The following is a 25,212-nucleotide window of genomic DNA, read 5'->3' as shown; positions in this document are numbered from 1 at the left end:
TCGTCCATGGTCGGCGGACCCGGGGCGCCTGTCGCCCCGGCCGCGGGCCGTCCGGTCCGGTTCCGCGGCCCTAGGGGGCCTCGGAGAAGAAGGGGAGGAAGGGCCGGCCGCCCCCCTCGGCGGCGGCCAGGGCGAGGAGTACGCCCGCTCCGCCCGTGGCCAGGTCCATCGACAGCCGCGGCACCCGGCCGCCGTGGAAGGCGGTCTGCCCCCGGAAGGGCAGGGCGTACCACTCCAGTTCGGCGACCCGGGAGCGCAGCGCCTCGGGTGCTCCGCCCAGCCGGGCCAGCGCCGCCACCTGGCCCGCCTTGCCGTGGAACAGGTCCGCCTGGGCGTACAGCAGGGTGTGGCACGAACGGGTCAGCGCGGGGAGGCTCTCGGCGCAGCGCCCGTCCTCGCGGTGCTCCAGGAACTCCTTGACGACCAGGGCGACGCCCAGCCCCCCGGCGTCGATGTTGGGCAGGGCCCGCGCCCCGCGGTCGCGTACCAGCAGGGTGCCGTCCGGCGCCGAGACGCACTGGTCCAGGTCCAGGTGCAGGGCCCGCGCCGCGGTGTCGAGCCAGAGGCCGTCCCCCGTCGCCCGGTACAGGTTCAGCAGGGCCAGGGCCACGCCGCTCCATCCCCGCATGAGCCCCGCGCGTCCGGGCCTCGGGGGCTCCGTGGCCGCCCCCGCCTCCGCGACCGCCTCCGAGAGCCGCCCGCCCAGGGCGAGGGCGCGGGTCATACGCGCGTCGTCCGCGCCGCCCCGGGAGAGGTGGACCAGCGCGGCGCACACGCCCGCCGCGCCGGAGAAGAGGGAGATCCCGCCGCACTCGTCCCCGGCGTGGCGCTCCAGCAGTTCGTCGGCCTCGTCGCGGTGGCCGAGGTGGTCCAGGACGTAGGCCAGGCCGCTGACGCCGTCGTAGAAGCCCTGGCCGGGGGAGCGCAGCCGCCGCGCGGCGGAGACCAGCCACTCCTCGTGCTCCGGGAAGCGGTCCCCGCCCGCGCGCTCCAGCGCCCACAGGACACCGGCCGCGCCGTGGGCCACGCCGTAGCCGCCGGAGAGGAACTGCTGGAGGTCCCCGGGGAACAGCCGGTCGGTCCGCTCCGGGGTCGCGGAGGCGGCGATGCCCGCCGCGACGGAGCCGAGGGACACGGGCGGGCGCCCGGGGGCCTCCTCCGGGCGCTCCGGGACCAGTTCGCGCTCGATCTCGTCGGCCCACTCACGGGGGACGGGGTAGAGCTCGCGGAGCACGTCCACCAGCTCCGCGGCCTTGTGCGGCGACAGGGCGGTGATCCGGGAGAAGGGCAGGAAGACCGACAGGCGGGTCGCGGCCAGGGCGTACCGGTCGACCGCGGCGCCGACCCGGTCGGCGCTGGCGAACCCGGGGGCTCCGAGCGGTGCCCGGTGCCCCTCCCTCTTCGCGTCGAAGGCCAGTTCGTAGTCGATCAGGCAGACCTCGTCGTCCTCGTCCACCAGCACGTTGTTGGCGTGCAGGTCCGCGAAGACCAGGCCGCGGTCGTGGACGGCGTCGAGGACCGCCTCCAACCGGCCCAGGATGCGCAGGGCGCGCCCGGTGAAGGCGGCGAGGGCGTCGGCGTCGGCGTACGCCTCGGTGACGCCGGGGTGGTGGACGGCGCACCAGGAGCCCAGGGTCCGGCCCTCCTTGTACTCCTGGACCAGGAAGCGGTGGCCGCCCAGGGTGAAGCTGTCCAGGAACCGGGGCACGCCGGGCACCCCGTCCAGACGCCGCAGGTTCTCCTCCTCCCGGATCTGGCGGGAGACCGCGTCGCGCAGCTCGCGGTCGAGCCCGGCGTGGGGACGGGCCTCCTTGAGCACGACCCGGGCCCCGTCCTCCTCGCGGCGCCCCAGGTAGATCCCTCCGCCGTTGGAGAAGTGCAGGGCCCTGTCGACGAGGTAGGGCACGCGCTCCCCGGTGGAGCGGGCGTCGAGGTGCGGCTGGAGGAAGGAGGGGAGCACCACCCAGGGGGGCGGGGTGAACGAGGGCAGCCGGCGGTCCGGCACCAGCGCCCCGTCGGGGTCGCGCAGCGCCGGGACCCGGGAGCCGTGCTCGTCGAGGCACCACATCTGGCGGAAGGCGCCGTATCTGACGTGCAGGGGCCCCTGGTCCCACCGCAGGTCGCTCAGGACGTAGGGGCCCGGCTGCCCTCCCACGCGCGCGGAGAGCGCGTGCAGGGTCCGCTCCAGCTCCTCCTCGTCGCGGGGGTAGACGGTGAGCAGTTTGCCGCTGGAGGCCCGGGGGGCGTACTTGGTGTTGGCCGCGACCAGGATGTTCCTGTTCAACAGGTACTTGAACACCAGGCCGTGCTCCGTGCAGTGGTCCCACACCTCGCGGCAGATCGCGTCCGCGTTGTCCACGGTCGCCGAGACGTGGATCTTCCAGCCCTGCTCGGGCAGGTCCGGAGCCTCCGGGGAGACGACGTGCCACAGGCCGTCGCGCTCGCGCCGCCAACCCGGGGGAGGGTCCAGCCTCGTGACGGAGAGGTCCGCCGGGGCCACGAGGGCGTTGGGGGAGTCGTCCGTGAGCCTGCTCGGCTCCTCGAAGAACAACGGGTCCGCGAGCGTGTACATCTCGACCAGGTCGAGCATGGGGGGCTTCCCTCCGGGATGGGCGGTGTGGCGGGTGCTGCGTCCGGCTCGCGGGCGGCGGCTCAGCCGCGGTCCGGGCTCCCGGACCGTCTCGAACGCGGTCCGCGCGCGATCCGGTCGAGGATGGGCGCCCCCTTGGCGGTCCAGGCGCCGCGGGAGACCGAGTAGAAGTGCAGGTCCCACAAACGGCCCTGGAAGTAGACGTGCCGGGGGAGGGACGCCTCCCGGGGGGTGCTGGCGAGCGCCGAACCGAATTTCCCCAGGCTCGCGTCCGTCGTCAGAACGTATACCTTCCGCAGGTAATCCCAGTGGGCGAAGGCGTAGTTGACGAGCATCATCATGGACTCGGCCCCCACGCCCACGGGAAGACGGTCCGTGCGCATGAAGATGCCCAGTTTCACGTGTCCCGCCGGATCGTGTTCGCGAATCGACGCGAAACCGAGGACCTCGCCCGTGCTGCGGAATTGGATCTCGAATACGTCGACGAAGCGCTTGGCCACCGAGTGGTAGGACTCGATGAAGGCGCCTCGCGACGGAAGGCTTTCCAGGCCCAGTTCCACGAGGAGGTCGTAGAGTTCTCCGACCTTCTCCGGGGCGATGGGACCGAACCTGATACGCGGGGTCTCCAGGTGCAGTGTGAGCATGGCGCCACACCCTAGTGTCCGCGCCGCGGCGCGGGCCCCCTCCCGCCGCGCCCCCTCCCGCCGCGCCCCCTCCCGCCGCGCGGCGTCCCGCCGGCGGGACAGCCGCCGCTGCGGGGGCCCGGTCCGGTCCGCCTTCTTGTCGAGCCGGAGGAATTGTCCTAGGTTCTGTCCCGCCAGTGTCGGCCCACGCGAAGGAAAGGAGGCCAGCCATGGTTCTCTCTGACGTTCTGTCCCTTCAGGAGATGGACACCGTCCTCGATGAAGCCGTTCTGCTGAACAGCGGTCTCAGCTACGTCGGTTGCAGCTGATTCCTCTGATGCGCTGTGGAGAAATCCATTCTTCACAGCGCTTTTCTCTGCCCCGTTCGGGGCGACGGGAGATGTGGTGCAGGAGATCGTGTTTCCGCATATCGTGACGCGCGCCGTCAGGCTCGCCTCCACGGCGGAGAGGTCGGGGGAGGCGGTCCACGACGAGCTCTCGCGGCACGGGCTGGGGGGCCTTCCCAGCAGGGACGTCTTCGCGTCCCTGTGGCCCAAGGAGTTCGAGGGCGTGGCCGCGCAGTTCCTCGCGGAGGAACCGGGGTCGGGAAGGGCCGGGGGCTACGTCTCCCTCCACTCCCTCAATCCGCTGGGGCGCTATGTCAAGTGCTCCGTGGCCGCGGATCCGGAGGTACTGGGCTCCGAGGGCGTGGCCCACGCCCACGCCCTCGCCGTGAACTACGCCTTCGCGATGTGGAACATCCGGAAGGTCTACTTCTGGGTGGTCGACAGCGGGCTGCCCGCGCTGCGGGCGAGCGGCGTGGAGGTGCACCGGGAGGGGACGCTCTCCGAGTACGTGCTCGACGGCGAACGGCTGCGCTCGGTGCGGATCTTCGCCGTCTACCGGGAGGCGTGGGACGCGGCCGGGGCCGGCTACGTCCGGGACGCCGCGGCCGGGAGGACGGCGTGAGCGCGGTCCCGCGGACGGGCCCCCTCCGGCGGGGAGCGCCGGGATGAGGGTGCTGTTCGCGACGCAGGCGGAGCGGACCCACTTCCTGGGGCTGGTGCCCCTGGCGTGGGCGCTGCGCGCCGCCGGGCACGAGGTCCGGGTGGCCAGCCAGCCCCATCTGGAGTCCGTCGCGGCGGGGGCGGGGCTGCCCTTCACCGCCGTGGGCCGCGACCACCACTTCGCCAGGATCAGCCGGGACGGCCGGGCGGACCGGCACCTGGACTTCGACATGGCCGAGGACCGTGACGAGGTCCTGACCTGGGACCACCTCCTCCAGGGCTACCGCGGGGTGGTCACGTGGTGGTGGCGGACGGTCAACGACCCCATGTTCGACGACCTGGTCTCCTTCTGCCGCGAGTGGCGCCCCGACCTGGTCGTGTGGGAGCCGTCCACCTACGCCGCCCCCGTGGCGGCCCAGGCGTGCGGGGCCGTCCACGTGCGCCACCTGTGGAGCGTGGACCTGTTCAGCAGGGTCCGCCGGACCTTCCTGGCGCGGATGGGCGAGCGGCCCGCCTCCGAGCGCGAGGACCCCCTGGCCGCGTGGCTGGGGGCCAGGGCCGCCCGGCACGGCGTGGACTTCTCCGAGACCCTGGTCCACGGCCAGGCCACCATCGAGCAGGTGCCCTCCCCCCTCAGGGTGGACACGCCCCCGCACCTGGAGTACCTGCCGGTGCGCTACGTGCCCTACAACGGACGCGCCGTCGTCCCCCACTGGCTGCGCACACCCCCCGCCCGCCCCCGGATCGGACTCAGCCTCGGGACGACGGCGGCGTTGCGCCTGGGCGGCTACACGGTCGACGTCGCGACCCTCCTGGAGGGCCTGGCCGAGCTGGACGTGGAGGTCGTGGCCACCCTGCCCGCCAGCGAACAGGACAAGCTGGGCGCCGTTCCCGGCAATACGCGCCTGGTCGAGTACGTGCCCCTGCACGCCCTGGCCCCCACCTGCGCCGCCATGGTCACCCACGGCGGTCCCGGCACCGTCCTGACCGGCCTCGCCCACGGAGTCCCGCAACTCCTGTCGCCCAACGCCCGGATGTTCGACATCCCGGTCCTCGCGGGGCTGGTGGAGGAGGCCGGGGCGGGCAGGGTCGTGGACCCCGACCGCCTGGACGCCGCCACCGTCACCGAGGGCGTGCGCGCCCTCCTCGAAGACCCCCGCCACACAAGCGCCGCCCGCGCCCTGCGCGCACGCATGGACGCCATGCCCACCCCCGCCGACCTCGCCCGCACCCTCACCGGCCTCACCCGCGTCTGAAGCACGCCCCGCGGTCCGGGGAGCGTTCAGACACCGCCCCCACGGGCCGCCGCGATGCGCTCCAGCTCCGGCACCACCTGGTCCGGGGCGGGCGCGGCCAGGGCCTCGTCGCGCACCAGCCCGGCCGCCGCGCGTACCTCCCCGCTGTCCAGGAGCTCCGTGAGGAGGTCGTCCACGCCCCGGGTGAGGACCTCCTCCACCTCCAGTACGCGCGCGGCCCCGCGCTCCCGGAGCGCCCGCGAGAGCGGAGCGGCGTCGAACTGCTCGGTGTTGAGCACGACCAGCTGCGGCAGCCCCTCGACCACGGCGTTGCAGGACACGTCGAATCCGCCGCCGTGGACGATCAGCGAGCCGGAGCCCATGAGCATGTGGGCCGCCCCCGAGTCGGTCACCACCACGTCCTCGGGCAGCGCGGGCAGGGAGTCCCGGCGGGAGGCGGGGGAGAGGACGACGGCCTCGGCGCCGATCTCGGCGCAGGCGTCGATGACGTCCACCAGGGCGGCGGCGCCCTCGGCCGTCCTGCTCCAGGACCCCCAGTCCACCAGGACGCGCCGCCGCTCGGCCCCGGCCCGTGCCCAGGAGGGCAGAACGGCGCTTCCGGCGTAGGGAACCGGGCGCACGCTCAGGTGGGTGCCCGTCTTCTCCAGTTCGCGCGGCCGCAGCGCCTCCGGGAGCTGGTGGACGGAGAACTGGCCGAGGACGAGGTCCTCGGAGAACTCCACCCCGTACAGGGCCGCGCTCTCCTCCAGCCAGCCCCTGAGCGGGTCGGGTCCGGGGGTGGCGTCGGCGGCCCCCAGGTACAGGCGCCGCATGCGCGCGAAGAGGTCCACGCTCCACAGGAACCGCCCGTGCGCGGCGCCGCACGCCTCCGCGGCGATCGCCGCGGAGTAGGTGTTGGGCTCCCACAGCACGAGGTCGGGGCGCCACTCGCGGCAGAAGGCGACCAGGTCCCGCTCCATCGGCTCGTTGACGAGCTTCCACCACCAGGTGACGTACTCCTCGTAGGCGTGGTGCAGTTTCTCCGGCACCAGCATCTCCGGCCGCTCCTCGGCCAGGTCGAAGATCGACTCGCCCTGCTGATCGCGGGCGTGGGCCAGCACCTCGGCCAGGGTGTGGTCGTCGCCGACCGGGACCACGGTCAGGCCCGTCTCCGCCGCGGCCTCGGTCATGGAGGGCTGGGTGGCGATCCGGACCTCGTGCCCGGCGGCGCGCAGTGCCCACGCCGTCGGCACCATGCTAAAGAAATAAGCTTTGTCCGCGTAAGCCGCGACGACGATTCGCAACGTGTTCCCCACTTCCGAGATTTCGATGACCCGATGTTCCGAGGAGTGAAAGCCGACACCGATCCTTGACAAGTCCGGTCCGCGCCATGTTCATTGCGGGTGCTGCACTCCGGACTGTTCTCCTCTCCCGAGGCAGCGTGACGGTACTGTTGTGAGGATTCCTTCGGGAGAGGTTCGGAGAGCCTAGCACCGAGTGCCGGGTCCAGGCCGCTGACCAAAGCACCACGGCGCATCCGTGGTGTGCTTGCCCAGCAATATCGATGTTCGGCCACCGTTGGGAGTCACCATGAAAGGTATTGTGCTGGCAGGCGGTACTGGTAGCCGCCTATTCCCCACCACGCGAAGCGTCTCCAAGCACCTTTTCCCGGTTTATGACAAGCCGATGTTCTACTATCCGGTCTCCGTGCTCATGATGGCCGGAATCCGGGAGATCATGGTGATATCGAACGCAGAGAGCCTCCCCCTCATCCAGCAGGCCCTGGGTGACGGCGGCCATCTGGGAATAGAGATCGAATACGCGGTCCAGAAAGAGCCCAGGGGTATAGCCGAGGCGCTCCTCATCGGGAGGGAGCACATTCGCGGAACCCGTAGCGCCCTAGTGCTGGGTGACAACATATTCCACGGCGAAGGGTTTCCGGACCTCCTCGGCAGGGCCGCCGCCTCCACTTCCGGCTGCACGCTGTTCGGGTGCAAGGTGAGCGACCCCCGGCATTACGCCGTGGCGGGCTTCGGAGAAAAGGGCAGGTTCGTCTCCCTGGTGGAGAAGCCCTCCGAGCCGGAGTCGGACTACGCGGTCACCGGGCTTTATTTCTATGACCAGGACGTGGTAGACATCGCTGAGCGGATCGAGCCGTCCGGGCGCGGAGAACTCGAGATCACCGATGTCAACCGCGCCTATCTGGAAATGGGCAGAGCCGAACTCGTGACCATGGGGAACGAGATAACGTGGCTCGACCTCGGCACGGAGGAATCCCTGCTGGAGGGAGGCCGGTACGTGTCCACCATGGCCCGGGAATCCGGAGTCCGAGTCGCCTGTCTTGAGGAGATCGCATTGCGCATGGGCTTCATCGGGGCCGATGAGTGCTATCGCCTTGGGGAGGAAATGCAGAATTCGCCTTACGGCGAGTACGTCATGGAGGCCGCCCGCCGGGCGGCCGGGGTATGGCAGGGTGCGGGCGTATGAAGATCCTGGTCACCGGTGGAGCCGGATTCATCGGTTCGAACTTCGTCAGGCGCGTGCTCGCAGGCGTTTATCCGCGCTTCGCGGACGCCGAGGTCGTGGTCCTGGACAAACTGACCTACGCGGGCACCACGGAGAGCCTCGCCTCCGTGGCCGACCACCCCCGGATGACGTTCGTCCAGGGGGACGTCTGCGACGAGCAGCTCGTCCGCGGCCTCATGCGCGGGGTCTCGACCGTGGTCCACTGCGCCGCCGAGACCCACGTCGACCGCTCCATCTCCGACGCGGGGTGCTTCGTGCGCACCAACGTCGTGGGCACGTTCCACCTGCTGGACAGCGCGCTCAACGAGGGCGTGGAGAACTTCGTCCTCGTCTCCACCGACGAGGTCTACGGAACCCTCAGCACGGGTTCCTGGGTCGAGACCGACCCCCTGGAGCCGAACTCCCCCTACTCGGCCTCCAAGAGCGCCTCGGACCTGCTGGCGCGGTCCTTCCACCGGACCTACGGGATGCGCGTCTGCGTGACCCGCTGCGCCAACAACTACGGGCCCTTCCAGTTCCCCGAGAAGATGATCCCCCTCTTCGTGACGAACCTCCTGGACGGCGTCCCGGTGCCCCTCTACGGGGACGGCGGCAACGTCCGGGAGTGGGTCCACGTGGACGACCACTGCGACGCCCTCGCCCTGGCGGCCGAGCACGGCGAGCCCGGTGAGGTCTACAACATCGGCGGCTCGGTCGGGAAGCGGAACCTGGAGGTCACCGAGGCGCTCCTGGAACTGCTCGGCCACGACGGCTCGATGGTCCGCTTCGTGGCCGACCGCAAGGGCCACGACCGCCGCTACTCCGTGGACGGCTCCAAGGCCGAGACCAGGCTCGGGTACCGCCCCTCCGTCTCCTTCGAAGAGGGACTGGCCCGCACCGTCGCCTGGTACACGGAGAACCGCGCGTGGTGGGAGCCGCTGAAGAAGCGCCTCCCCCAGCAGGACGACTGACGGGCTCCGCCCCGGGCCGCGTCCCGCCGGCGGGACACCGACCCGCGGGCGCGCCCCATCCGCACAGCTCCCGGACCGGTCCGGGACACGACCACGATCGGATCAGGACTCACGTGGCGGTTGACGAGCTGACCCCCGGCGACCTCATGGCGAAGCTGCCCCGGGCCCCCGAACTCACCGAGCGCCCGTGGACGGTGCGCTGGGACGAGGCGGACGAACCGGCCGACCGGTTGTTCGCCGAACTCCTCCCGCCCGAGACGGAGTTCTTCACCTCGGGGAGCACGGGGCGGCCGCGGTCCTGGTTCCGCACCCGTGAGCAGCTCATGGACGAGGCCCGCCTGCTCGCCGACCTGGTGGCCGGCCACCGCCCGGAGGCGGTCCTGTCCTTCGCCCCGCCCCGGCACGTCTACGGCATGCTCGCCAGCGTTCTGGTGCCCGCCTACCTGGGCGTGCCGGTCTGGTACGCCTCCCAGTTCGCGCCGCTCCCGCCGGGGAACGGACGCCGCTGGGCGGTGATGGCCATCCCCTGGACCTTCCGCATCCTGCGGCAGCGCCGGGAGTGGCTCGCCTCCGCCGAGCACCTGGCCTTCGTGCACAGCACGGCGGTCCTGCCGCAGAGCGCGGTGGACCTGATGGCCGGGCTGGGGGACCGGGCGAGCCTGGTGGAGATCTTCGGGTCCACGGAGACCGGTGGCGTCGCCCACCGGTTGTGGGGTCCGAACGACCCGCCGTGGCGCCTCTTCCCCGACGTCGAGTTCGGCGACGGGCCGACCGACCCGGCGGCGGAGGCGCCCCTGGTGGTGCGCAGCCCCCGTCTGGCCCGCCCCCAGGACGGGACGGCGGGCCCCGAGTGCCGCATGGACGACCACGTGGTCCGCGTGGGAGAGCGCGGTTTCGGTTTCGCCGGGCGCAGGACCCGGCTGGTCAACGTCAACGGCCGCCGCCTGGACCTGGACGCCATGGAGGAGACCCTGTCCGGCGCCCTGGAATGCGAGGACCTCGCCTGCGTCCCGGTGCGCGACCCCCTGACGGGGGAGCACTTCGACCTGCTGGTCGTACCGGGGGAGAACGGCGTCCCGGGCGCCGACGAGATGGCGCGGGCCCTGGACCAGATCGCGTACCGCCCCCGGAGGGTGTGCGCGGTGGAGCGGATCGACCGCTCCGAGACAGGCAAACTACGGCGCGTGCAGCCGACGCGCGCCCGCCCCGAAGGAGTGGACAGTTGACGCCTACGCCGAGCAGCCTGGCCGAGGTCCTCCGCCAGGCCGAGCCGGACGCACGCATCGGATGGACCGAGGAGGACCTCTCGCGCATGCGCGCCAGCGCCACGACCATGGCCAAGCACCTGGCCGAGGGCGCCGACGTCTACGGCGTCACGCGCGGCTTCGGCCCGCTCGTGGCCTTCCCCGCGGCGGAGTCCGCGGGCGAGCAGGGGGAGGGGCTCATCTCCCACCTCGGCAGCGCCCAGGGCGAGCCGCTCCCGCCCGAGGTCAGCAGGCTCGTGGTCGCGCTGCGCCTCACCAGCATGCGCCGGGGCTACTCGGCGGTCTCGGTCGACTTCTGGCAGGAGCTCGTCGGCCTGTGGAACCGGGGCTTCACACCCGTCATCCCGAGGGAGGGCACCGTCAGCGCGAGCGGCGACCTCCAGCCCCTGGCCAGCGCCGCCCTGGCCTTCGCCGGACAGGGTGAGGCGTGGGTGTCCGACGGCCCCGGCCGGTGGTCCCGCGTGCCCGCCGACGAGGCCCTCGCCCGTCTGGGCGCCGCCCCCGTGCGCTGGAGCGCCCGCGAGGCCCTCTCCTTCGTCAACGGCAGCGGGGTCAGCCTCGCGGTGACCCTGCACAACCACCAGCAGGTCGAGGACGTCGTGCGCGCCTCGGCGATGATGACGGCGCGGATGGCGGACCTGCTGGGGGCCAACCCCCAGGCGTACGCGCACGGTGTCGCCGAGGCCCGGGGCCAGGCGGGCCAGACCGCGGTCGCGGCCTGGATCAGGTCCGACCTGCCCGCCGGAGCCGAGCGCGCGCCCTCGCGGCCCCTCCAGGAGCCCTACAGCCTGCGGTGCGCGCCGCAGGTGCTGGGCGCGGTCCTGGACCAGCTCTCCGCCGCCTCGCGCATCCTGCTGCGCGAGGCGGTCGGGACCACCGACAACCCGGTCAGCCACGGTGACGAGGTCCTGCACGGGGGCAACTTCCACGCGATGCCGGTGGGGCTGTGCTCGGACCAGATCGGCCTGGCCCTCCAACAGGTCGCCTACCTGGCCGACCGGCAGCTCTCCCTGCTCTGCGCCTCGGAGACCAACGGGGGCCTGCCCCCCATGCTCACCCCCCGGCCCGGTGCGGGCAGCGGTCTGGCCGGGGTCCAGGTGAGCGCCACCTCGTTCGTCTCGCGCATCCGCCAGCTCGTGACGCCCGCCAGCCTCACCGCCCTGCCCTGCAACAACGGCAACCAGGACCACGTGCCGATGGCGCTGAACGGCGCCAACTCGGTGGCCCAGGCGATCGAGCTGGCCTGGCTCGTCGTCGGTTCGCTCGGCGTGGGCCTGGCGCAGCTCGCCGCGCTCTCGGGCCGGTCCGAGGAGGCGGGGCCGTGGGCACGGATCGCCGAGCTCAGCCCGCCGCTGGACCGCGACCGCCCCCTGGCCGCCGAGGTGCGGGCCGTGCGCGACGCCCTGGCCGAGGAGGCCTCCCGCAGAGCCGACCGGTGGCCCCTGCCGGAGCTGTGACGGCGGCCGGGGCGGGCGCCCCGGCCCTTCGCTACCTTCGTCCCGCGCCCCGGTCCGGGGGCGCGCCGCCGACCGGGCGCGCATCCGGGCGGGCCCCGGCCGCCCGCCGCGACCGGACAGGAAGGGTTCCCCTTGAAGACGCCAGAACTATGGATCCGCGGCCTCGGCGTGTACCTGCCCGAGGCCCGCGTGAGCGTGCGGTCCGCGGTCGAACGGGGCCTCACGACGGCGGAGGAGGCCGCCGTGCACGACATGGTCGGCGCCGCCGTGGCCGACGACCTGCCCGCGCCGGAGATGGCGCTGCGCAGCGCCCGCGAGGCCTTCGAGCGGGCCGGGGCCAGCCCGGACGACGTGCGCGTCCTGCTGTACGCCGACACCTGGCACCAGGGCCCGGACGGCTGGTTCCCCCAGTACCACCTCCAGCACCACCTGGTCCGCGGCGACGTCATCGCCGCCGAGGTGCGCCAGGGGTGCAACGCCCTGTTCACCGCCATGGAGCTGTGCGTCCCCCACCTGAGGGAGGCGCCCGAGGACGCCACGGCGCTCCTCGTCGCCGCGGACAACTTCGGCACCCCGGGCGTCGACCGGTGGCGGTCGGGCGCCTTCGTGCTGGGCGACGGAGCCTGCTCCGTCCTCCTCGGCCGCCGCCCCGGACCCGCGCGGGTGCTCGCGGTGGGGTCGATGGTCGTCCCCGAGCTGGAGCAGCACCACCGCTCGGGTGAGCCCGACTTCCCCCCCGCGGCGACCACCGGCTCGCTCCTCGACTTCCGGGCCAGGGCCCGTGACCACGCCCGGCAGGGCGAGCGGGACCCGGAGGTGAACATCGCCTGGTTCACCCTCCAGAAGAAGATGATGCTGCTGGTGGGCCGGACCCTGGCCGAGGCCGGGGTGGGTTTCGGGGACATCTCCCGGGCGGCCTTCGGCAACCTGGGCCCCGAGGCGGTCGAGCACCGCTGGATGGAGGTCCTCGGTCTGCCGATGGAGCGCTCCACGTGGGAACACGGCCGCACCATCGGGCACATCGGCGCGGCCGACCCCTTCATCGGCCTGCGCCACCTGATGGACGAGGGCGAGGTCGGGCCGGGGGACCACGTCATCCTGGGCGGACTCGGCTCGGGGATGACGGTCTCCTGCGCCGTGGTGAGGATCGCCGAACCCCCGTCCGGCTCCTGAGACGGAAGGGACACCGTGGACTTCGATCCGACCCCCGAGCAGCGGGAGAGGGGTGAGCGCGTCGCCGCGCTCGTCCGGGACCGCCTCGGCGGGGCCCCGCCCCGCGAACACGACCAGCCGCTGACCCGCGAGGAGTGGCGGACCGCGGCCGAGGCCGGACTGACCGGTGCGTGCCTGCCCGCCTCCGTGGGCGGCGGAGGGCTCGGCGCGCTCGACACCGCCCTCGCCCTGGAGGCCCTCGGCTCGGCCTGCCCCGACGCCGGGCTGCCCTTCGCGGTGGCCGCCCACCTGCTGGCCTGCGGCGTCCCCATGCGCGAATTCGGCCGCGGCCCGGAGGTCACCGACCTGCTCCGGGGCATGGCCGGCGGGGAAGTGGTCGCGGGCAACGCCGCGACCGAGGAGGGCGCGGGCTCCGACGTCAACGCCATGGCGACCACGGCCCGGCCGGACGCCGGGGGCTACGTGCTCGACGGGACCAAGTCCTTCGTGAGCAACGCCGCCGAGGCCGACGTCCTGGTCGCCTACGCGGTCACCGACCCCTCGGCGGGCTTCTTCGGCGTCACCGCGTTCGCCGTGCCGCGCGGCACGGCCGGGGTCACCGTCGGCCCGACACTGCGCAAGGCGGGACTGCACGCCTGCGCGGCGGCGCCGGTGACCTTCTCCGGCTGCCGCGTGCCCGCCTCGCTCAGGCTGGGCGCCGAGGGGCAGGGGAACGCGGTCTTCCAGTTCTCCATGGCCTGGGAGCGGGCCTGCCTCCCGGCGATCTACCTGGGCTCCATGGAGGACCAGCTGGGCCGGGTCGCGGCGCACGTGCGCGGCCGCAGGCAGTTCGGGCGGCCGATCAGCGAGTTCCAGGCGGTCTCGCACCGGGTGGCCGCGATGCGCCAGAGGCTGGAGGGCGCCCGCCTCCTGCTCTACCGCGCCTGCTGGCTGCTCGACCGGGCCAGGCCGGAGGCCGACACCGCCGTCTCCCTGGCCAAGGTCGCGGTCACCGAGGCGGCCGTGGCCAACGGGCTCGACGCCGTCCAGCTCTTCGGCTCCTCCGGCTACCTCGTCGGCACGGGGATGGAGCAGCGGCTGCGCGACGCCCTGCCCGGCACCCTCGTCTCGGGCACGAGCGAGATCCAGCGCGAGATCATCGCCCGGGGGGAGGGCCTGTGAACCTCCAGGACCTGGTCCGCCGGTCCGCGCGCGAGGCGCCCCAGCGCACCGCGCTGCGCTGCGGGGGCCGGGAGCGGACCTACGCGGAGCTGGACGCGGAGGCCGACGCCATGGCCGCCGACCTGGCGGCGCTGGGCGCGGGCCCCGGCGAGCGCGTCCTGGTCTGGGCGGAGAAGGGCCTGCGCGCCGTCGCCGCGTCCCAGGCGGTGCTCCGGACGGGGGCCGTCCACGTTCCGGCCAGCGGCGCCATGCCGCCGGACCACGTCCTGCGGATCGCCGAGGACTGCCGACCGCGTGTGGTCTGCGCCGCCGCCGCGGACCTGGAGCGGTTGCGCGGACGCCTCGGCGCGGACACGGCGTTCCTCGACATCGACGCCCCTCCGGCGCGGAGCGGGCCGGTCCCCGGGTACACCGCGCCCGCGGACGCGCCCGCCTACGTGCTCTACACCTCGGGGTCCACCGGCAGGCCCAAGGGCGTGACGGTGAGCCACGCGGGCGCCCTGGCCTTCGTGGAGTGGGCCCGCGGGGAGCTGGACGCGGGGCCGGGGGACCGCTTCGCCAACCACGCCTCGCTCACCTTCGACCTGTCGGTCCTGGACCTGTACACCGCCTTCAGCGCGGGGGCCTCGGTCACGCTGATCCCCGAGGGGTACTCCTTCGCGCCCGACCTGCTCGTGGACCTCGTCCACAGCGAGGGCGTGACCGTCTGGTACTCCGTGCCCTCGGCGCTGGTGCTGATGCTCCGCGACGGCGGGCTCGCCGACCGGCCCCCGCCTCCGGCCCTGCGCGCCGTGCTCTTCGCCGGGGAGGCGCTCCCCCCGGAGTACGCCCGGCGCCTGGCGGAGTGGAGCCCCGCACGGCTGCTCAACCTGTACGGACCCACCGAGACCAACGCGTGCACCTTCCACGAGGTGGTGCCCGCCGACCTGGAGGGCGGAAGGCCGCTGCCCATCGGCCGGGCCACCGCGGGCAACCGCGTCTGGGTGCGCGCGGACACGGGCCGACCCGCGGCCCCGGGGGAGGCCGGAGAACTGGTGGTGGACGGCCCCACGGTGATGCTCGGCTACTGGGGGGCGCCGCCCGTGGAGGGCCCCTACGCCACGGGCGACCTGGCGCGCATGCGCGAGGACGGCGTGTTCGAGTTCCTGGGGCGCCGCGACCACATGGCCAAGGTCCGCGGGTACCGCGTCGAGCCGGGGGCGGTGGAGGCGGCGCTGGAGCGCAGCCCGGACGTCGAGGAGGCGGCCGTGGTGGTGACCGGGAGCGGGGTCACGGCGGCCATCACGGCGTTCGCCGTCCTGAGGAGGGGCGCCCGGATGGGAGTGCTGGGGCTCAAGCGCCACGCCTCGCGGCACCTGCCCGCCTACATGATCCCGGACGCGGTGCGCTTCACCGAGGCGCTGCCGCGCACACCCAACGGCAAGACCGACAGACTGGAGCTCGCCCGGTGGGCGCGCGCTCCGGAGCAGAGGGAGAACACGTGACGAAGGACGCCAGCGAGCAGGAGGTGCGGGAACTCCTCCTGCTCTTCGTCCGCGACCGGTTCCTGGACGGCGACCCCCACGGCGAGCTGACCGAGGACTCACCGCTGCGGGAGTGGGGCGTGCTCACCTCCCTCAACACCGCCGTCCTGATGAACCACATCCACACCGGCCTGGGCGTGCCGATCCGGGCCGAGAGGATCGACCCCCGCGCGTTCACCGACGTCCGCAGCATCGCGGCGATGCTGTGCGCGGGGAGGACCGGGGAGGCCTGAGCGGCCCCGGCCCTCCCCGGGGTCACCAGGACCACGCCTCGGGGGCGGGGCCGCCCTTGCCGACCGGGGGGAACAGGGCGTCGATCCGTTCGCCGTCCCCGTCGCCGAGCCCCGTCTCCAGGGCCCGCAGCGCCCCGTCGAACTGCTCCAGGGTGCGCGGCCCGACGATCGTCGAGTGCACCTCCGGGCGTGACAGGACCCAGGCGATGGACAGTTCGGCGGGGTCCCTGCCGATCTCGTCGCACAGGTCCTCGTAGGCGGTGATCGTCTCGCGCCGCTCCTCCAGCGCCTGCATCGCCCGGCTCTTGACCGTCTTGACGGCGGTGCCCTCGCGCAGCTTGCGGATGGCGCCGCCGAGCAGGCCGCCGTGCAGGGGCGACCAGGTCAGGACCCCGATGCCGTACGCCTGCGCCGCGGGGAGCACCTCCAGCTCCACGTGGCGCGTCACCAGGTTGTAGGCGCACTGCTCGGAGACCAGGCCGAGGAAGTTCCTGCGGTTGGCGGCCTCCTGCGCCGCCGCCAGGTGCCAGCCCGCGAAGTTGGAGGAGCCGACGTAGCGGACCTTGCCCTGGTGGACCAGGATCTCCATCGCCTGCCAGACCTCCTCCCACGGCGCGTTGCGGTCCACGTGGTGCATCTGGAAGAGGTCGATCCAGTCGGTGCGCAGCCGCCGCAGGGACCCCTCGCACGAGGCGATGATGTGGCGGGCCGACAGGCCGCGGTCGTTGGGCCAGTCGCTCATCGGGTTGAAGACCTTGGTGGCCACGATGGAGCGCTCGCGACGTCCGCCGCCCCTGGCGAACCACTCGCCGATGAGCTCCTCGGTCATGCCCTTGTGGACCTGCCATCCGTAGTGGTTGGCGGTGTCGAAGAAGTTGACGCCGTGGGAGAGGGCCCTGTCCATCATCGCGAAACTCTCGTCCCTCGGGGTGTTCACGCCGAAATTCAGCGTTCCCAGGCAGAGCCGGCTGACCTCAAGAGCGGTCCGGCCAAGGCGTGTGTACTGCATTCTCTCCCCTGTTTCATGGTGTCTCTCGCGGAGAAAACGGGACTCGGGGTCGGACGGGGCTCTCATCCGCTGCAGAAGCCCACGGGTAGGCCGCCACTTTTCCGGAGCAGGAAAGGCCGTCGAGGGAAGGCTTCCACGTTCCGGGGAAAGGCCGCGCCGGTATGCTCCGGTCCGGCGGATTCGGGCCGGGACCGACCCGCTCCCGGCGGACGAATGGCACCGTATCCCGGGCCCCGTGAACTCGACGCGGCCGAGGGCCCCTCCTCCGCCGCCGAGCCGCGCGGCGCCCGCCCCGGTCCCGGAAGCGGGTTCCGCCTTCCATCTGGGAGATGACCCCTTGCGTGTACTACTCGCCTCCTACGCGGAGAAGACGCACTTCATCGGCATGGTGTCCCTGGCGTGGGCGCTGCGCGCCGCCGGGCACGAGGTGCGCGTCGCCAGCCAGCCCGGACTGGCGGGGTTCCTGAGGAGTGCGGGTCTGCCCGCCGTCCCGGTCGGACGGGACCACCTGCTGCGCGAGCGGTTCGAGCTGGTGACGCAGTGGGGCGAGGGCGACGCCCCGGGGCTGTTCGACGTGGGGGAGAGCTGGCCCGGCGACCTGTCCTGGGACGAGATGCGCTGGGGCATGCGCGACACCGCGGCCTGGTGGTGGCGCATGGTGAACGACCCGATGCTGGAGGACCTGGTCGCCTTCTGCCGCGAGTGGCGCCCCGACCTGGTCGTGTGGGAGGCGACGACGTTCTCGGCCCCCGTCGCCGCGGAGGCGTGCGGTGCGGCGCACGTGCGCTTCCTGTGGAGCCTGGACCTGTTCGCCGCGATGCGCGAACAGTACCTGCGCCACATGGAACGACAGCCCCCACAGGACAGGGACGACCCCCTCGCCGCGTGGCTGGGCGACCGCGCCGCCCGCCACGGCGTCGACTTCTCCGAAACCCTCGTCCGAGGCCAGGCCACCCTGGACTACCTGCCCGCCTCCCTCGGCGTCCCCGCCCCCACCCGCACCCACCGCCTGCCCATCCGCTACGTGCCCTACAACGGACGCGCCGTCGTCCCCGACTGGCTGCGCACACCCCCCACCCGCCCCCGCGTCTGCCTCAGCGTGGGGAGCAGCACGACCGAGTGGTTCGGCGGGCACACGTTCTCCCTGGCCGAGGTGGTGCGCGGCCTCGGCGAACTGGACGTGGAGGTGGTCGCGACCCTGCCCCCCGAGGAGGAGGCCGCACTCGGCGCGGTCCCGGACAACGTGCGGCTGGTCGGATACGCCCCCCTGCACGTCCTGGCTCCCACCTGCGACGTCATGATCACCCACGCGGGGCCGGGAACCCTGTGCTCCGGGCTCTCCCACGGAGTCCCCCAGCTCCTCGTCCCCGGCCCCCGCCTCGACGCCCCCCTGCTCGCGCGGCTGGTGGAGCGGGAGGGGGCCGGACTGGTGGTGCGGTCGGGCGAGGCCGGGGCCGACAGCGTCCGCGAGGCGACCCGGAGGCTGCTGGAGGACCCCTCCCACGCCGAGGCGGCGCGGCGCCTGCGCGGGGAGATGGCCGCCATGCCCTCGCCCGCGGAGGCGGTGCGCGGCCTGCCCCGCGTCCTGGAGGGTCTGGGCGCCTCCGTCTGAGGGACGGTCCCGCCAGCGGGACAACGGGTGTCCCGTGGCGGCGGTGCCTGAGTGCTCCTTCGGGTCGTGGGTCGTGTTCAGGTGCGGGTGAGGCCGGTGAGGGTGTGGGCGAGGTCGGCGGGGGTGGGCATGGCGTCCATGCGTGCGCGCAGGGCGCGGGCGGCGCTTGTGTGGCGGGGGTCTTCGAGGAGGGCGCGCACGCCCTCGGCGACGGTGGCGGCGTCCAGGCGGTCGGGGTCCACGACCCTGCCCGCCCCGGCCTCCTCCACCAGCCCGGACAGCAGGACCGTGTCGAACATGTGCGCGTTGGGCGACAGGAGTTGCGGGACCCCGTGGGCGAGGCCGGTCAGGACGGTGCCGGGGCCGCCGTGGGTGACCATGGCGGCGCAGGTGGGGGCCAGGGCGTGCAGGGGCACGTACTCGACCAGGCGGGCGTTGCCGGGGACGGCGCCCAGCTTGTCCTGTTCGGTGGCGGGCAGGGTGGCCACCACCTCCACGTCCAGTTCGGCCAGACCCTCCAGGATCTCCCCGGCGGAGACCCGGTGGCCGCCGTACCACTCGTTCGCGCTGGTCCCGAGGCTGAGTCCGATCCGGGGGCGGGCGGGGGGTGTGCGCAGCCAGTGGGGGACGACGGCGCGTCCGTTGTAGGGCACGTAGCGCACCGGCAGGTAGTCCAGGTGCGGGGGCGTGTCCACCCTGAGGGGGGAGGGCACCTGCTCGATGGTGGCCTGGCCGTGGACCAGGGTCTCGGAGAAGTCCACGCCGTGCCGGGCGGCCCTGGCCCCCAGCCAGTCGGCCAGGGGGTCCTCGCGCTCGGAGGCGGGCCGCTCGCCCATCCGCGCCAGGAAGCGCGCGCGGGTGCGGGCGAAGATGTCGGCCCCCCACAGGTAGCGCACGTGCGCGGCCCCGCACGCCTCGGCGGCGATCGCCCCGGAGAAGGTGATGGGCTCCCACACGACCAGGTCGGGGCGCCACTCGCGGCAGAGGGCGACCAGGTCGTCGACCATGGGGTCGTTGACCATCCGCCACCACCACTGCACGGTCAGGCGGTAGCCCTCCAGGAGGTAGTCCCAGGTCAGGACCTCGTCACGGTCCTCGGCCATGTCGAAGTCGTCGTCCTCCCCGCCGGTCATCGCGTGGTACTGCCGCATGACCCGGCGCAGGAGGTGGTCCCTGCCCACGGGGGAGAAGGGCAGGCCCGTCCCGGTGACCACCGCCTCCAGCTCGGGCTGGCTGGCCACCCGGACCTCGTGCCCGGCGGCGCGCAGCGCCCACGCCAGGGGCACCAGCCCCAGGAAGTGGGTCCGCTCCGCCTGCGTCGCGATCAGCACGCGCACGGCCGTCGCCTCCGTCCTTCGTGTGCGGTCCCGCGCACCGGGGCGGGAACCGGGGCGCTCCCGGTTCCGCCGCCCCCCGTGGCGGGCCTGTTACCTTTCCGGCGGGCGGTCCAATCACCGCTCAACCGGGTTTGCCAAGAGCCGCTTCCGCGCGGATATCATTGCCCAGCCGATCCGGCCGGTGCTTTATCCGTCCTCGACAAAGGGGATTGTAGAGAAGCTGGCTGTTCCGATTCCGACGATGATTCCCTCGATGTTGCCCCGTGCCTCCCTGGCCACGGGAAGTAGTGAAGAAAGAGTGGGAGAATCCGGCCTCCGGGCCAGGTGAATGGCCGGGTGCGGAACCCGACTTTTCTCGTCAAGGCCCCTCCGGGCCTGTTTTCCCTGTAGCGCCGGGCTGAGAGTCGAATGGAGATCGTATGCGTTTCCTGCTGGACCGGGAGGAGATCACCGTCTCGGTCGTCGGCCTGGGGTACGTGGGGTCGTGCGTGGCCGCCAGCCTGGCGTCCAACGGGGTGAACGTCGTGGGCGTCGACGTGGACGCCCACCCGGTCGAGGAGATGGAGGCGGGGCGCTGCCACCTCAAGGAGCCCGGGTTGCCCGAACTTGTGGCCCGGGGGCGTGCCGCCGGGCGCCTGCGCGCCACGACCGACTACTCCGTGATCTCCTCGGCGGACGTGGTCGTCGTCGCGGTCGGCACGCCGGTCCGGGAGGACGGCACCCTCGTCGAGACCCAGATCAGGAGCGCGGCCGCCGAGGCGGGCCGCCACCTGCGCCGCGGGCAGCTCCTCGTCTTCAAGAGCACGGTCCCCCCGGGCACGACCCGTGACCTCGTCGTCCCCCTGTTGGAGAGCGGCGGGCTGACCTGCGGCGAGGACTTCGGTCTGGCCTTCTGCCCCGAGCGGCTGTCCCAGGGCAACGCCCTGGCGGAGATCCAGGAGCTGCCCGTGGTCGTCGGCGGGTGGGACGCGGAGAGCGGGGCCGCAGCCGCGAGGTTCTGGGAGTCCCGGCTCGGCGTGCGGACCGTCGTCTGCTCCTCCATGGAGGCCGCCGAGACGGTCAAGCTCCTCAACAACTGGTGGATCGACCACAACATCGCCCTGGCCAACGAGCTGGCCCGCTTCTGCACGTCGATCGGGGTGGACGCGATGGAGGTCATCGCCGCCACCAACGAGGTGCCCAAGGGCGGAGGGACCATCAACGTCCTCTCCCCGGGGGTCGGAGTCGGGGGCTCCTGCCTGACCAAGGACCCCTGGATGCTGTGGCGCTCCGCCCGGGACAGGGGCGTGCACCTGGGAACCGTCGTCTCGGCCCGCGGCGCCAACGACGCGATGCCCGGCTACGTCGCGGGGCTCGTCACCGAGGGGCTGGACGCGCTGGGAACCCCCGCCGAGCGGGCCCGCGTGGCCGTGATCGGGCTGTCCTTCAAGAACAACACCGGCGACCTGAGGTCCACGCCGACCCTGCCCGTGGTCGCCGCGCTGCGCGACGCCGGGGCCGACGTGGCGGTGTTCGACCCGCTCGCCGACCCGGACGAGGTCCGCAAGGCGTTCGGCCTGGAGCCCTCCCCCTCGGCGGAGGCGGCCGCGACCGGGGCCCACTGCCTCGCCGTGCTCGCCTGGCACGACGAGTTCGCCGCACTGGACATGGCGGCCCTGCGCCGCCTCACGGCGCGGGAGTGCCTCCTCCTGGACGGCAGGGCCCACTTCGACGACCAGACCGTCGAGTCCCTGACGGGGCTCGGTTTCACCTACCGAGGGATCGGACGGTAGACACGTGGCACGCGCCGTAGTGACCGGAGGGAACGGCTTCGTCGGAAGCCACCTCGTCGACCGGCTCCTCGCCAGGGGCGACGAGGTCGTGGTCTTCGACACGAGGGGGGCCCGGCCCGCGCCCGCCCCCTCATGGAAGGAGGTCGAGTACGTCCGGGGCAGCGTCAGCTCCTCCGAGCAGCTCGCCAAGGCGGTCCGCGGGGGCGTGGACGTGGTCTACCACCTCGCCGCCGTGGTGGGGGTGGACCGGTACCTGGAGTCCCCCATGGAGGTCATCGACGTCAACTTCACGGGGACGCGCAACGTCCTGGACCTGGCCGAGCGCGCCGGGGCCAAGGTGGTCTTCGCCAGCACCAGCGAGGTGTTCGGCAAGAACCCCGACGTCCCCTGGAAGGAGGACGCCGACCGGGTCCTCGGCACGACCTCGGCGAGTAGGTGGAGCTACTCCTCCAGCAAGGCCCTGGCCGAGCACCTGACGTTCGGCTACATGGGCCGGGGGCTCAACGCCTCCATCGTCCGCTACTTCAACCTCTACGGGCCGCGCCAGCGCCCCGCCTTCCTCGTCAGCCGCAGCCTGCACCGCGCCCTGCGCGGCGAGCCCCCCGTCGTCTACGACGAGGGCGGCCAGACCCGCAGCTTCACCTACATCGACGACGCCGTCGAGGCGACGGTCCAGATCGGCACACGTCCGGAGGCGGACGGCGAGTGCTTCAACGTCGGCAGCTCTGACGAGGTCACCATCCGCGAGGCCGTGGACCTGATCGTGGAGCTGACCGGCGGCAAGGTCGTCCCGACCTCGATCGACACGCGCGACAGGTTCGGGCACTCCTACCAGGACCTGGACCGGCGCATCCCCGACGCGGGGAAGATCCGCTCGCTCCTGGGCTGGAAGAGCACCACCTCGCTGCGGGAGGGGGTCGCCCGGACCATCGAGTGGGCCGAGGAGAACCCCTGGTGGCTCGAACAGCCGGAGAACACCACCGGCTGACCCCGCCGCGGCCGGTGCGCCACCGCCCCGCCCGCGCCCGGGCCGCCGACTCCGGCGCGCCCGTCCGACGACGTCCGTGAGAAGCCGAGGAGTTGAGGTTGGTCCCCACCACCACGTGCCGTGTCTGCGAAGGAACGGTCACCCAGTTCATGGACTTCGGCCGCCAGCCGCTGTCCGACGCCTTCCGGGCGCCCGACGACACGAGCGAGGAGTTCTTCTACCGGCTCGCGGTCGGGCTCTGCCCGGACTGCCAGATGGTGCAGCTGATGGAGGAGGTGCCCCGGGAACGCATGTTCCACGAGGGGTACCCGTACTACTCCTCGGGCTCCACCGTGATGCGCTCCCACTTCGAGGCGACCGCCGAGAAGCTCCTCGCGGAGCACCTGACCGGCTCCGACCCCTTCGTGGTCGAGCTGGGGTGCAACGACGGCGTCATGCTGGAGACGGTGGCCCGCGCGGGCGTGCGCCACCTCGGGATGGAGCCCTCCGGAGCCGTGGCCGAGGTCGCCCGAGGCAAGGGCGTGCGCGTGCGCAACGCCTTCTTCGAGAAGGCGACGGCCCTGGAGATCCTGGCCGAGGACGGGCCCGCCGACGTCGTCTACGCGGCCAACACCTTCTGCCACATCCCCTACGTGCACTCGGTGCTGGAGGGGATCGGGGAGCTGCTGTCCCCCGGGGGCGTGTTCGTCTTCGAGGACCCCTACTTCGGTGACGTGAGCGAGAAGGCGTCCTTCGACCAGTTCTACGACGAGCACTTCTTCCTGTTCACCGCCGCCTCCGTGCGCAACATGGCGCGCAGGTTCGGCCTGGAGCTGGTCGACGTCGAGCGTCTGCCCACGCACGGGGGCGAGCTGCGCTACACCCTGGCACGCGAGGGCTCCCGGGCCGCCTCCCCCGCCGTGGAGGCGATCCTGGAGGAGGAGAGGAAGCGGGAGCTGACCTCCCCGGAGTCGCTGGCCTCCTTCGCGGACCGGGTGCGGGGCAACTGCGACCGGCTCGTGGAGGAACTGCGCTCGCTGCGCGACCAGGGCCTGCGCGTGGTGGGCTACGGCGCCACCGCCAAGAGCGCGACCGTGCTCAACTTCTGCGGGATCGGCCCCGACCTGCTGGAGTTCGTCTGCGACACCACGCCGGCCAAGCAGGGGCGCCTGACGCCCGGCTCCCACGTGCCGGTGCGCGACCACGGCGCGTTCACGGCCTCCTACCCCGACCGCGCCCTCCTGCTGGCCTGGAACCACGCCGAGGAGATCATGGCCAAGGAGGAGGGGTTCCGCGAGGCCGGGGGGCGCTGGATCCACTACGTCCCGGACGTCACCACCGTGTGAGGTCCACCCGCCCGCCCTCCCCCGCAGCCCGCGCCAGCCGACGCGCGACGTCGGCGGGGGAGGGCATGGCGTCCACCTCTCCGCGCAGGCGCCGCGCCGCCTCGGCGTGGGAGGGGTCCTCCAGCAGCCTCCGGGTGCTCTCCCGGACGGCCTCGGGGGTGACCTGAGCGGGGTCCACGACCACTCCCGAGCCCTGCGCGGCCACCAGTGAGGCCAGCAGGGGCTCGTCGTACATGTGGTGCGGCACGGCCGACTGCGGGACCCCGTGCACCAGGCCGGACATCACGGTGCCCGCCCCGCCGTGGGTGATCATGGCGGCGCAGGTGGGGGTCAGCGCGTGCAGGGGCACGTACTCGACCAGGCGTGCGTTGCCGGGGACGGTGCCGAGTCTTTCCTGTTCGCGGGCGGGCAGGGTGGCCACGACCTCCACGTCCAGATCGGCCAGGCCCTCCAGGAGGGTCGCGACGTCGACCGTGTAACCGCCCAGGCGCTGGGTGGCCGTCGTCCCGAGGCTGAGGCAGACGCGGGGGCGGGTGGGGGGTGTGCGCAGCCAGTCGGGGACGACGGCGCGTCCGTTGTAGGGCACGTAGCGGATGGGCAGGCGGTGGGTGCGGGTGGGGGCGGGGACGCCGAGGGAGGCGGGCAGGTAGTCCAGGGTGGCCTGGCCTCGGACGAGGGTTTCGGAGAAGTCGACGCCGTGGCGGGCGGCGCGGTCGCCCAGCCACGCGGCGAGGGGGTCGTCCCTGTCCTGTGGGGGCTGTCGTTCCATGTGGCGCAGGTACTGTTCGCGCATCGCGGCGAACAGGTCCAGGCTCCACAGGAAGCGCACGTGCGCCGCACCGCACGCCTCCGCGGCGATCGCCGCGGAGAAGGTGATGGGCTCCCACACGACCAGGTCGGGGCGCCACTCGCGGCAGAAGGCGACCAGGTCCTCCAGCATCGGGTCGTTGACGACCTTCCACCACAGCGGCACCAGCACGTCGCGGTAGGCGGCCCGCAGCTCCTCCCGGGAGGGGCCCTCCGGAGCCGCCACGCGCATCATGTCGAAGTCGGGGCGCATGTCCCGCGCCATGCGCCCGACCCAGGCGATCACCTGGGGGAGCACGTGGTCCGACCCCGCTGCGACGAACGGCAGCCCGGTCGCGGCCACCGTCGGCGCGAGTTCGGGCTGGCTGGCGACGCGCACCTCGTGCCCGGCGGCGCGCAGCGCCCAGGCCAGGGGGGTCATCCCGATGAAGTGGGTCTTCTCGGAGAACGTTGCGAACAAGATACGCACCGGAGATCCTCACGATCTGTCAGAAATGCTAGGGCGAAGGTTTCGAATGAATTAGTAAAACCTTTTCTCACATGACCTTCCTCCTTGCGTCCGGGCTTCGTCGCTGAGAGTGAGCACTGGTCGGGCCGCGTGTCGTCGAGCCGGGGCGCG

The 25,212-nt window shown here is 72.8% G+C and carries 20 protein-coding genes; 14 read left to right on the top strand and 6 right to left on the bottom strand.

From position 1 onward, the window contains the following. Positions 1 to 70: 70 nt before the first annotated feature. Both lanKC and EV372_RS10025 read right to left on the bottom strand, forming a co-directional pair. Positions 71 to 2,590 carry a class III lanthionine synthetase LanKC gene (lanKC, locus tag EV372_RS10030; RefSeq protein ID WP_130395798.1) on the bottom strand — a complete coding sequence of 840 codons (2,520 nt, stop codon included), beginning with the start codon at positions 2,588 to 2,590 and terminating at the stop codon, positions 71 to 73. 62 nt (positions 2,591 to 2,652) lie between these two features. Next, positions 2,653 to 3,234 carry a GNAT family N-acetyltransferase gene (locus tag EV372_RS10025; protein ID WP_130395797.1) on the bottom strand — a complete coding sequence of 194 codons (582 nt, stop codon included), beginning with the start codon at positions 3,232 to 3,234 and terminating at the stop codon, positions 2,653 to 2,655. A gap of 396 nt (positions 3,235 to 3,630) precedes the next feature. On the opposite strand from EV372_RS10025, the gene EV372_RS10015 reads away from it, so the two are divergent. Both EV372_RS10015 and EV372_RS10010 read left to right on the top strand, forming a co-directional pair. Further along, a complete protein-coding gene (locus EV372_RS10015) occupies positions 3,631 to 4,182 on the top strand; it encodes an N-acetyltransferase (protein WP_253795645.1) in 552 nt (183 codons plus the stop codon). A 43-nt stretch (positions 4,183 to 4,225) separates the two neighbouring features. Next, a complete protein-coding gene (locus EV372_RS10010; RefSeq protein ID WP_130395795.1) occupies positions 4,226 to 5,476 on the top strand; it encodes an activator-dependent family glycosyltransferase in 1,251 nt (416 codons plus the stop codon). A 26-nt stretch (positions 5,477 to 5,502) separates the two neighbouring features. Here EV372_RS10010 and EV372_RS10005 read toward each other — a convergent pair whose 3' ends face one another. Next, a complete protein-coding gene (locus EV372_RS10005; protein ID WP_130395794.1) occupies positions 5,503 to 6,711 on the bottom strand; it encodes a nucleotide disphospho-sugar-binding domain-containing protein in 1,209 nt (402 codons plus the stop codon). A 334-nt stretch (positions 6,712 to 7,045) separates the two neighbouring features. On the opposite strand from EV372_RS10005, the gene rfbA reads away from it, so the two are divergent. The 8 genes from rfbA (at position 7,046) to EV372_RS09965 (ending at position 15,743) form a co-directional block, all read left to right on the top strand. Beyond that, on the top strand, positions 7,046 to 7,942 hold the full coding sequence (gene rfbA / locus EV372_RS10000; protein WP_130395793.1) for a glucose-1-phosphate thymidylyltransferase RfbA: 897 nt from the start codon (positions 7,046 to 7,048) through the stop codon (positions 7,940 to 7,942). Beyond that, positions 7,939 to 8,931 carry a dTDP-glucose 4,6-dehydratase gene (rfbB, locus tag EV372_RS09995; RefSeq protein ID WP_130395792.1) on the top strand — a complete coding sequence of 331 codons (993 nt, stop codon included), beginning with the start codon at positions 7,939 to 7,941 and terminating at the stop codon, positions 8,929 to 8,931. Before rfbA ends, rfbB begins: the two co-directional genes overlap by 4 nt. 113 nt (positions 8,932 to 9,044) lie before the next feature. After that, positions 9,045 to 10,157, top strand: coding sequence for an AMP-binding protein (locus EV372_RS09990; RefSeq protein WP_130395791.1), 1,113 nt, complete (start codon positions 9,045 to 9,047; stop codon positions 10,155 to 10,157). Then, positions 10,154 to 11,653, top strand: a complete 1,500-nt coding sequence (locus tag EV372_RS09985; protein WP_130395790.1) for an aromatic amino acid ammonia-lyase — start codon at positions 10,154 to 10,156, stop codon at positions 11,651 to 11,653. The genes EV372_RS09990 and EV372_RS09985 overlap by 4 nt, the downstream gene beginning before the upstream one ends. Before the next feature lie 132 nt (positions 11,654 to 11,785). After that, positions 11,786 to 12,826, top strand: coding sequence for a ketoacyl-ACP synthase III family protein (locus EV372_RS09980; RefSeq protein WP_130395789.1), 1,041 nt, complete (start codon positions 11,786 to 11,788; stop codon positions 12,824 to 12,826). Between the two features lie 15 nt (positions 12,827 to 12,841). Further along, the gene (locus EV372_RS09975) at positions 12,842 to 13,987 is read left to right on the top strand and encodes an acyl-CoA dehydrogenase family protein (RefSeq protein ID WP_130395788.1); all 1,146 of its coding nucleotides are present in this window, start codon (positions 12,842 to 12,844) and stop codon (positions 13,985 to 13,987) included. Further along, entirely contained in the window at positions 13,984 to 15,471 is a 1,488-nt protein-coding gene (locus EV372_RS09970) for an amino acid adenylation domain-containing protein (protein WP_130395787.1), read from the top strand. The genes EV372_RS09975 and EV372_RS09970 overlap by 4 nt, the downstream gene beginning before the upstream one ends. Then, positions 15,468 to 15,743 carry a phosphopantetheine-binding protein gene (locus EV372_RS09965; protein ID WP_094805408.1) on the top strand — a complete coding sequence of 92 codons (276 nt, stop codon included), beginning with the start codon at positions 15,468 to 15,470 and terminating at the stop codon, positions 15,741 to 15,743. Before EV372_RS09970 ends, EV372_RS09965 begins: the two co-directional genes overlap by 4 nt. 22 nt (positions 15,744 to 15,765) lie before the next feature. On the opposite strand, the gene EV372_RS09960 is transcribed toward EV372_RS09965, so the two are convergent. Continuing rightward, positions 15,766 to 16,752: an aldo/keto reductase gene (locus tag EV372_RS09960; RefSeq protein WP_130395786.1), complete on the bottom strand. Its 987-nt coding sequence runs from the start codon at positions 16,750 to 16,752 to the stop codon at positions 15,766 to 15,768. 337 nt (positions 16,753 to 17,089) lie between these two features. Here EV372_RS09960 and EV372_RS09955 point away from each other — a divergent pair, with 337 nt between their 5' ends. After that, positions 17,090 to 18,364, top strand: a complete 1,275-nt coding sequence (locus EV372_RS09955) for an activator-dependent family glycosyltransferase (RefSeq protein WP_130395785.1) — start codon at positions 17,090 to 17,092, stop codon at positions 18,362 to 18,364. Between the two features lie 77 nt (positions 18,365 to 18,441). Here the strand turns inward: EV372_RS09955 and EV372_RS09950 are convergent, their stop codons facing one another. Then, positions 18,442 to 19,701 (bottom strand): activator-dependent family glycosyltransferase, encoded by a 1,260-nt coding sequence (locus tag EV372_RS09950; RefSeq protein WP_130395784.1) that lies wholly within the window; start codon positions 19,699 to 19,701, stop codon positions 18,442 to 18,444. A gap of 419 nt (positions 19,702 to 20,120) precedes the next feature. Between EV372_RS09950 and EV372_RS09945 the strand changes: the two genes are divergently transcribed. The 3 genes from EV372_RS09945 (at position 20,121) to EV372_RS09935 (ending at position 23,786) form a co-directional block, all read left to right on the top strand. After that, entirely contained in the window at positions 20,121 to 21,473 is a 1,353-nt protein-coding gene (locus tag EV372_RS09945; RefSeq protein WP_130395783.1) for a nucleotide sugar dehydrogenase, read from the top strand. 4 nt (positions 21,474 to 21,477) lie between these two features. Continuing rightward, positions 21,478 to 22,461, top strand: a complete 984-nt coding sequence (locus tag EV372_RS09940) for an NAD-dependent epimerase/dehydratase family protein (protein ID WP_026338358.1) — start codon at positions 21,478 to 21,480, stop codon at positions 22,459 to 22,461. A gap of 98 nt (positions 22,462 to 22,559) precedes the next feature. After that, positions 22,560 to 23,786, top strand: a complete 1,227-nt coding sequence (locus tag EV372_RS09935) for a class I SAM-dependent methyltransferase (protein ID WP_130395782.1) — start codon at positions 22,560 to 22,562, stop codon at positions 23,784 to 23,786. On the opposite strand, the gene EV372_RS09930 is transcribed toward EV372_RS09935, so the two are convergent. Beyond that, on the bottom strand, positions 23,773 to 25,062 hold the full coding sequence (locus EV372_RS09930) for an activator-dependent family glycosyltransferase (protein ID WP_130395781.1): 1,290 nt from the start codon (positions 25,060 to 25,062) through the stop codon (positions 23,773 to 23,775). The genes EV372_RS09935 and EV372_RS09930 overlap by 14 nt on opposite strands. Between the last annotated feature and the right edge of the window lie 150 nt (positions 25,063 to 25,212).

This window comes from Nocardiopsis sp. CNZ308, from assembly GCF_004217075.1.
The sequence above is the reverse complement of the archived record's forward strand: the minus strand, read 5'-3'. Positions and strand labels throughout refer to the sequence as shown.

What these genes read in the sequence shown, in the direction of transcription:
- EV372_RS10025 (WP_130395797.1), bottom strand. Translation starts at nt 3,234, where the DNA reads ATGCTCACACTGCACCTGGAGACCCCGCGTATCAGGTTCGGTCCCATC.
- EV372_RS10010 (WP_130395795.1), top strand. Translation starts at nt 4,226, where the DNA reads ATGAGGGTGCTGTTCGCGACGCAGGCGGAGCGGACCCACTTCCTGGGG.
- EV372_RS09960 (WP_130395786.1), bottom strand. Translation starts at nt 16,752, where the DNA reads ATGCAGTACACACGCCTTGGCCGGACCGCTCTTGAGGTCAGCCGGCTC.
- EV372_RS10005 (WP_130395794.1), bottom strand. Translation starts at nt 6,711, where the DNA reads ATGGTGCCGACGGCGTGGGCACTGCGCGCCGCCGGGCACGAGGTCCGG.
- EV372_RS09945 (WP_130395783.1), top strand. Translation starts at nt 20,121, where the DNA reads ATGCGTTTCCTGCTGGACCGGGAGGAGATCACCGTCTCGGTCGTCGGC.
- rfbB (WP_130395792.1), top strand. Translation starts at nt 7,939, where the DNA reads ATGAAGATCCTGGTCACCGGTGGAGCCGGATTCATCGGTTCGAACTTC.
- lanKC (WP_130395798.1), bottom strand. Translation starts at nt 2,590, where the DNA reads ATGCTCGACCTGGTCGAGATGTACACGCTCGCGGACCCGTTGTTCTTC.
- rfbA (WP_130395793.1), top strand. Translation starts at nt 7,046, where the DNA reads ATGAAAGGTATTGTGCTGGCAGGCGGTACTGGTAGCCGCCTATTCCCC.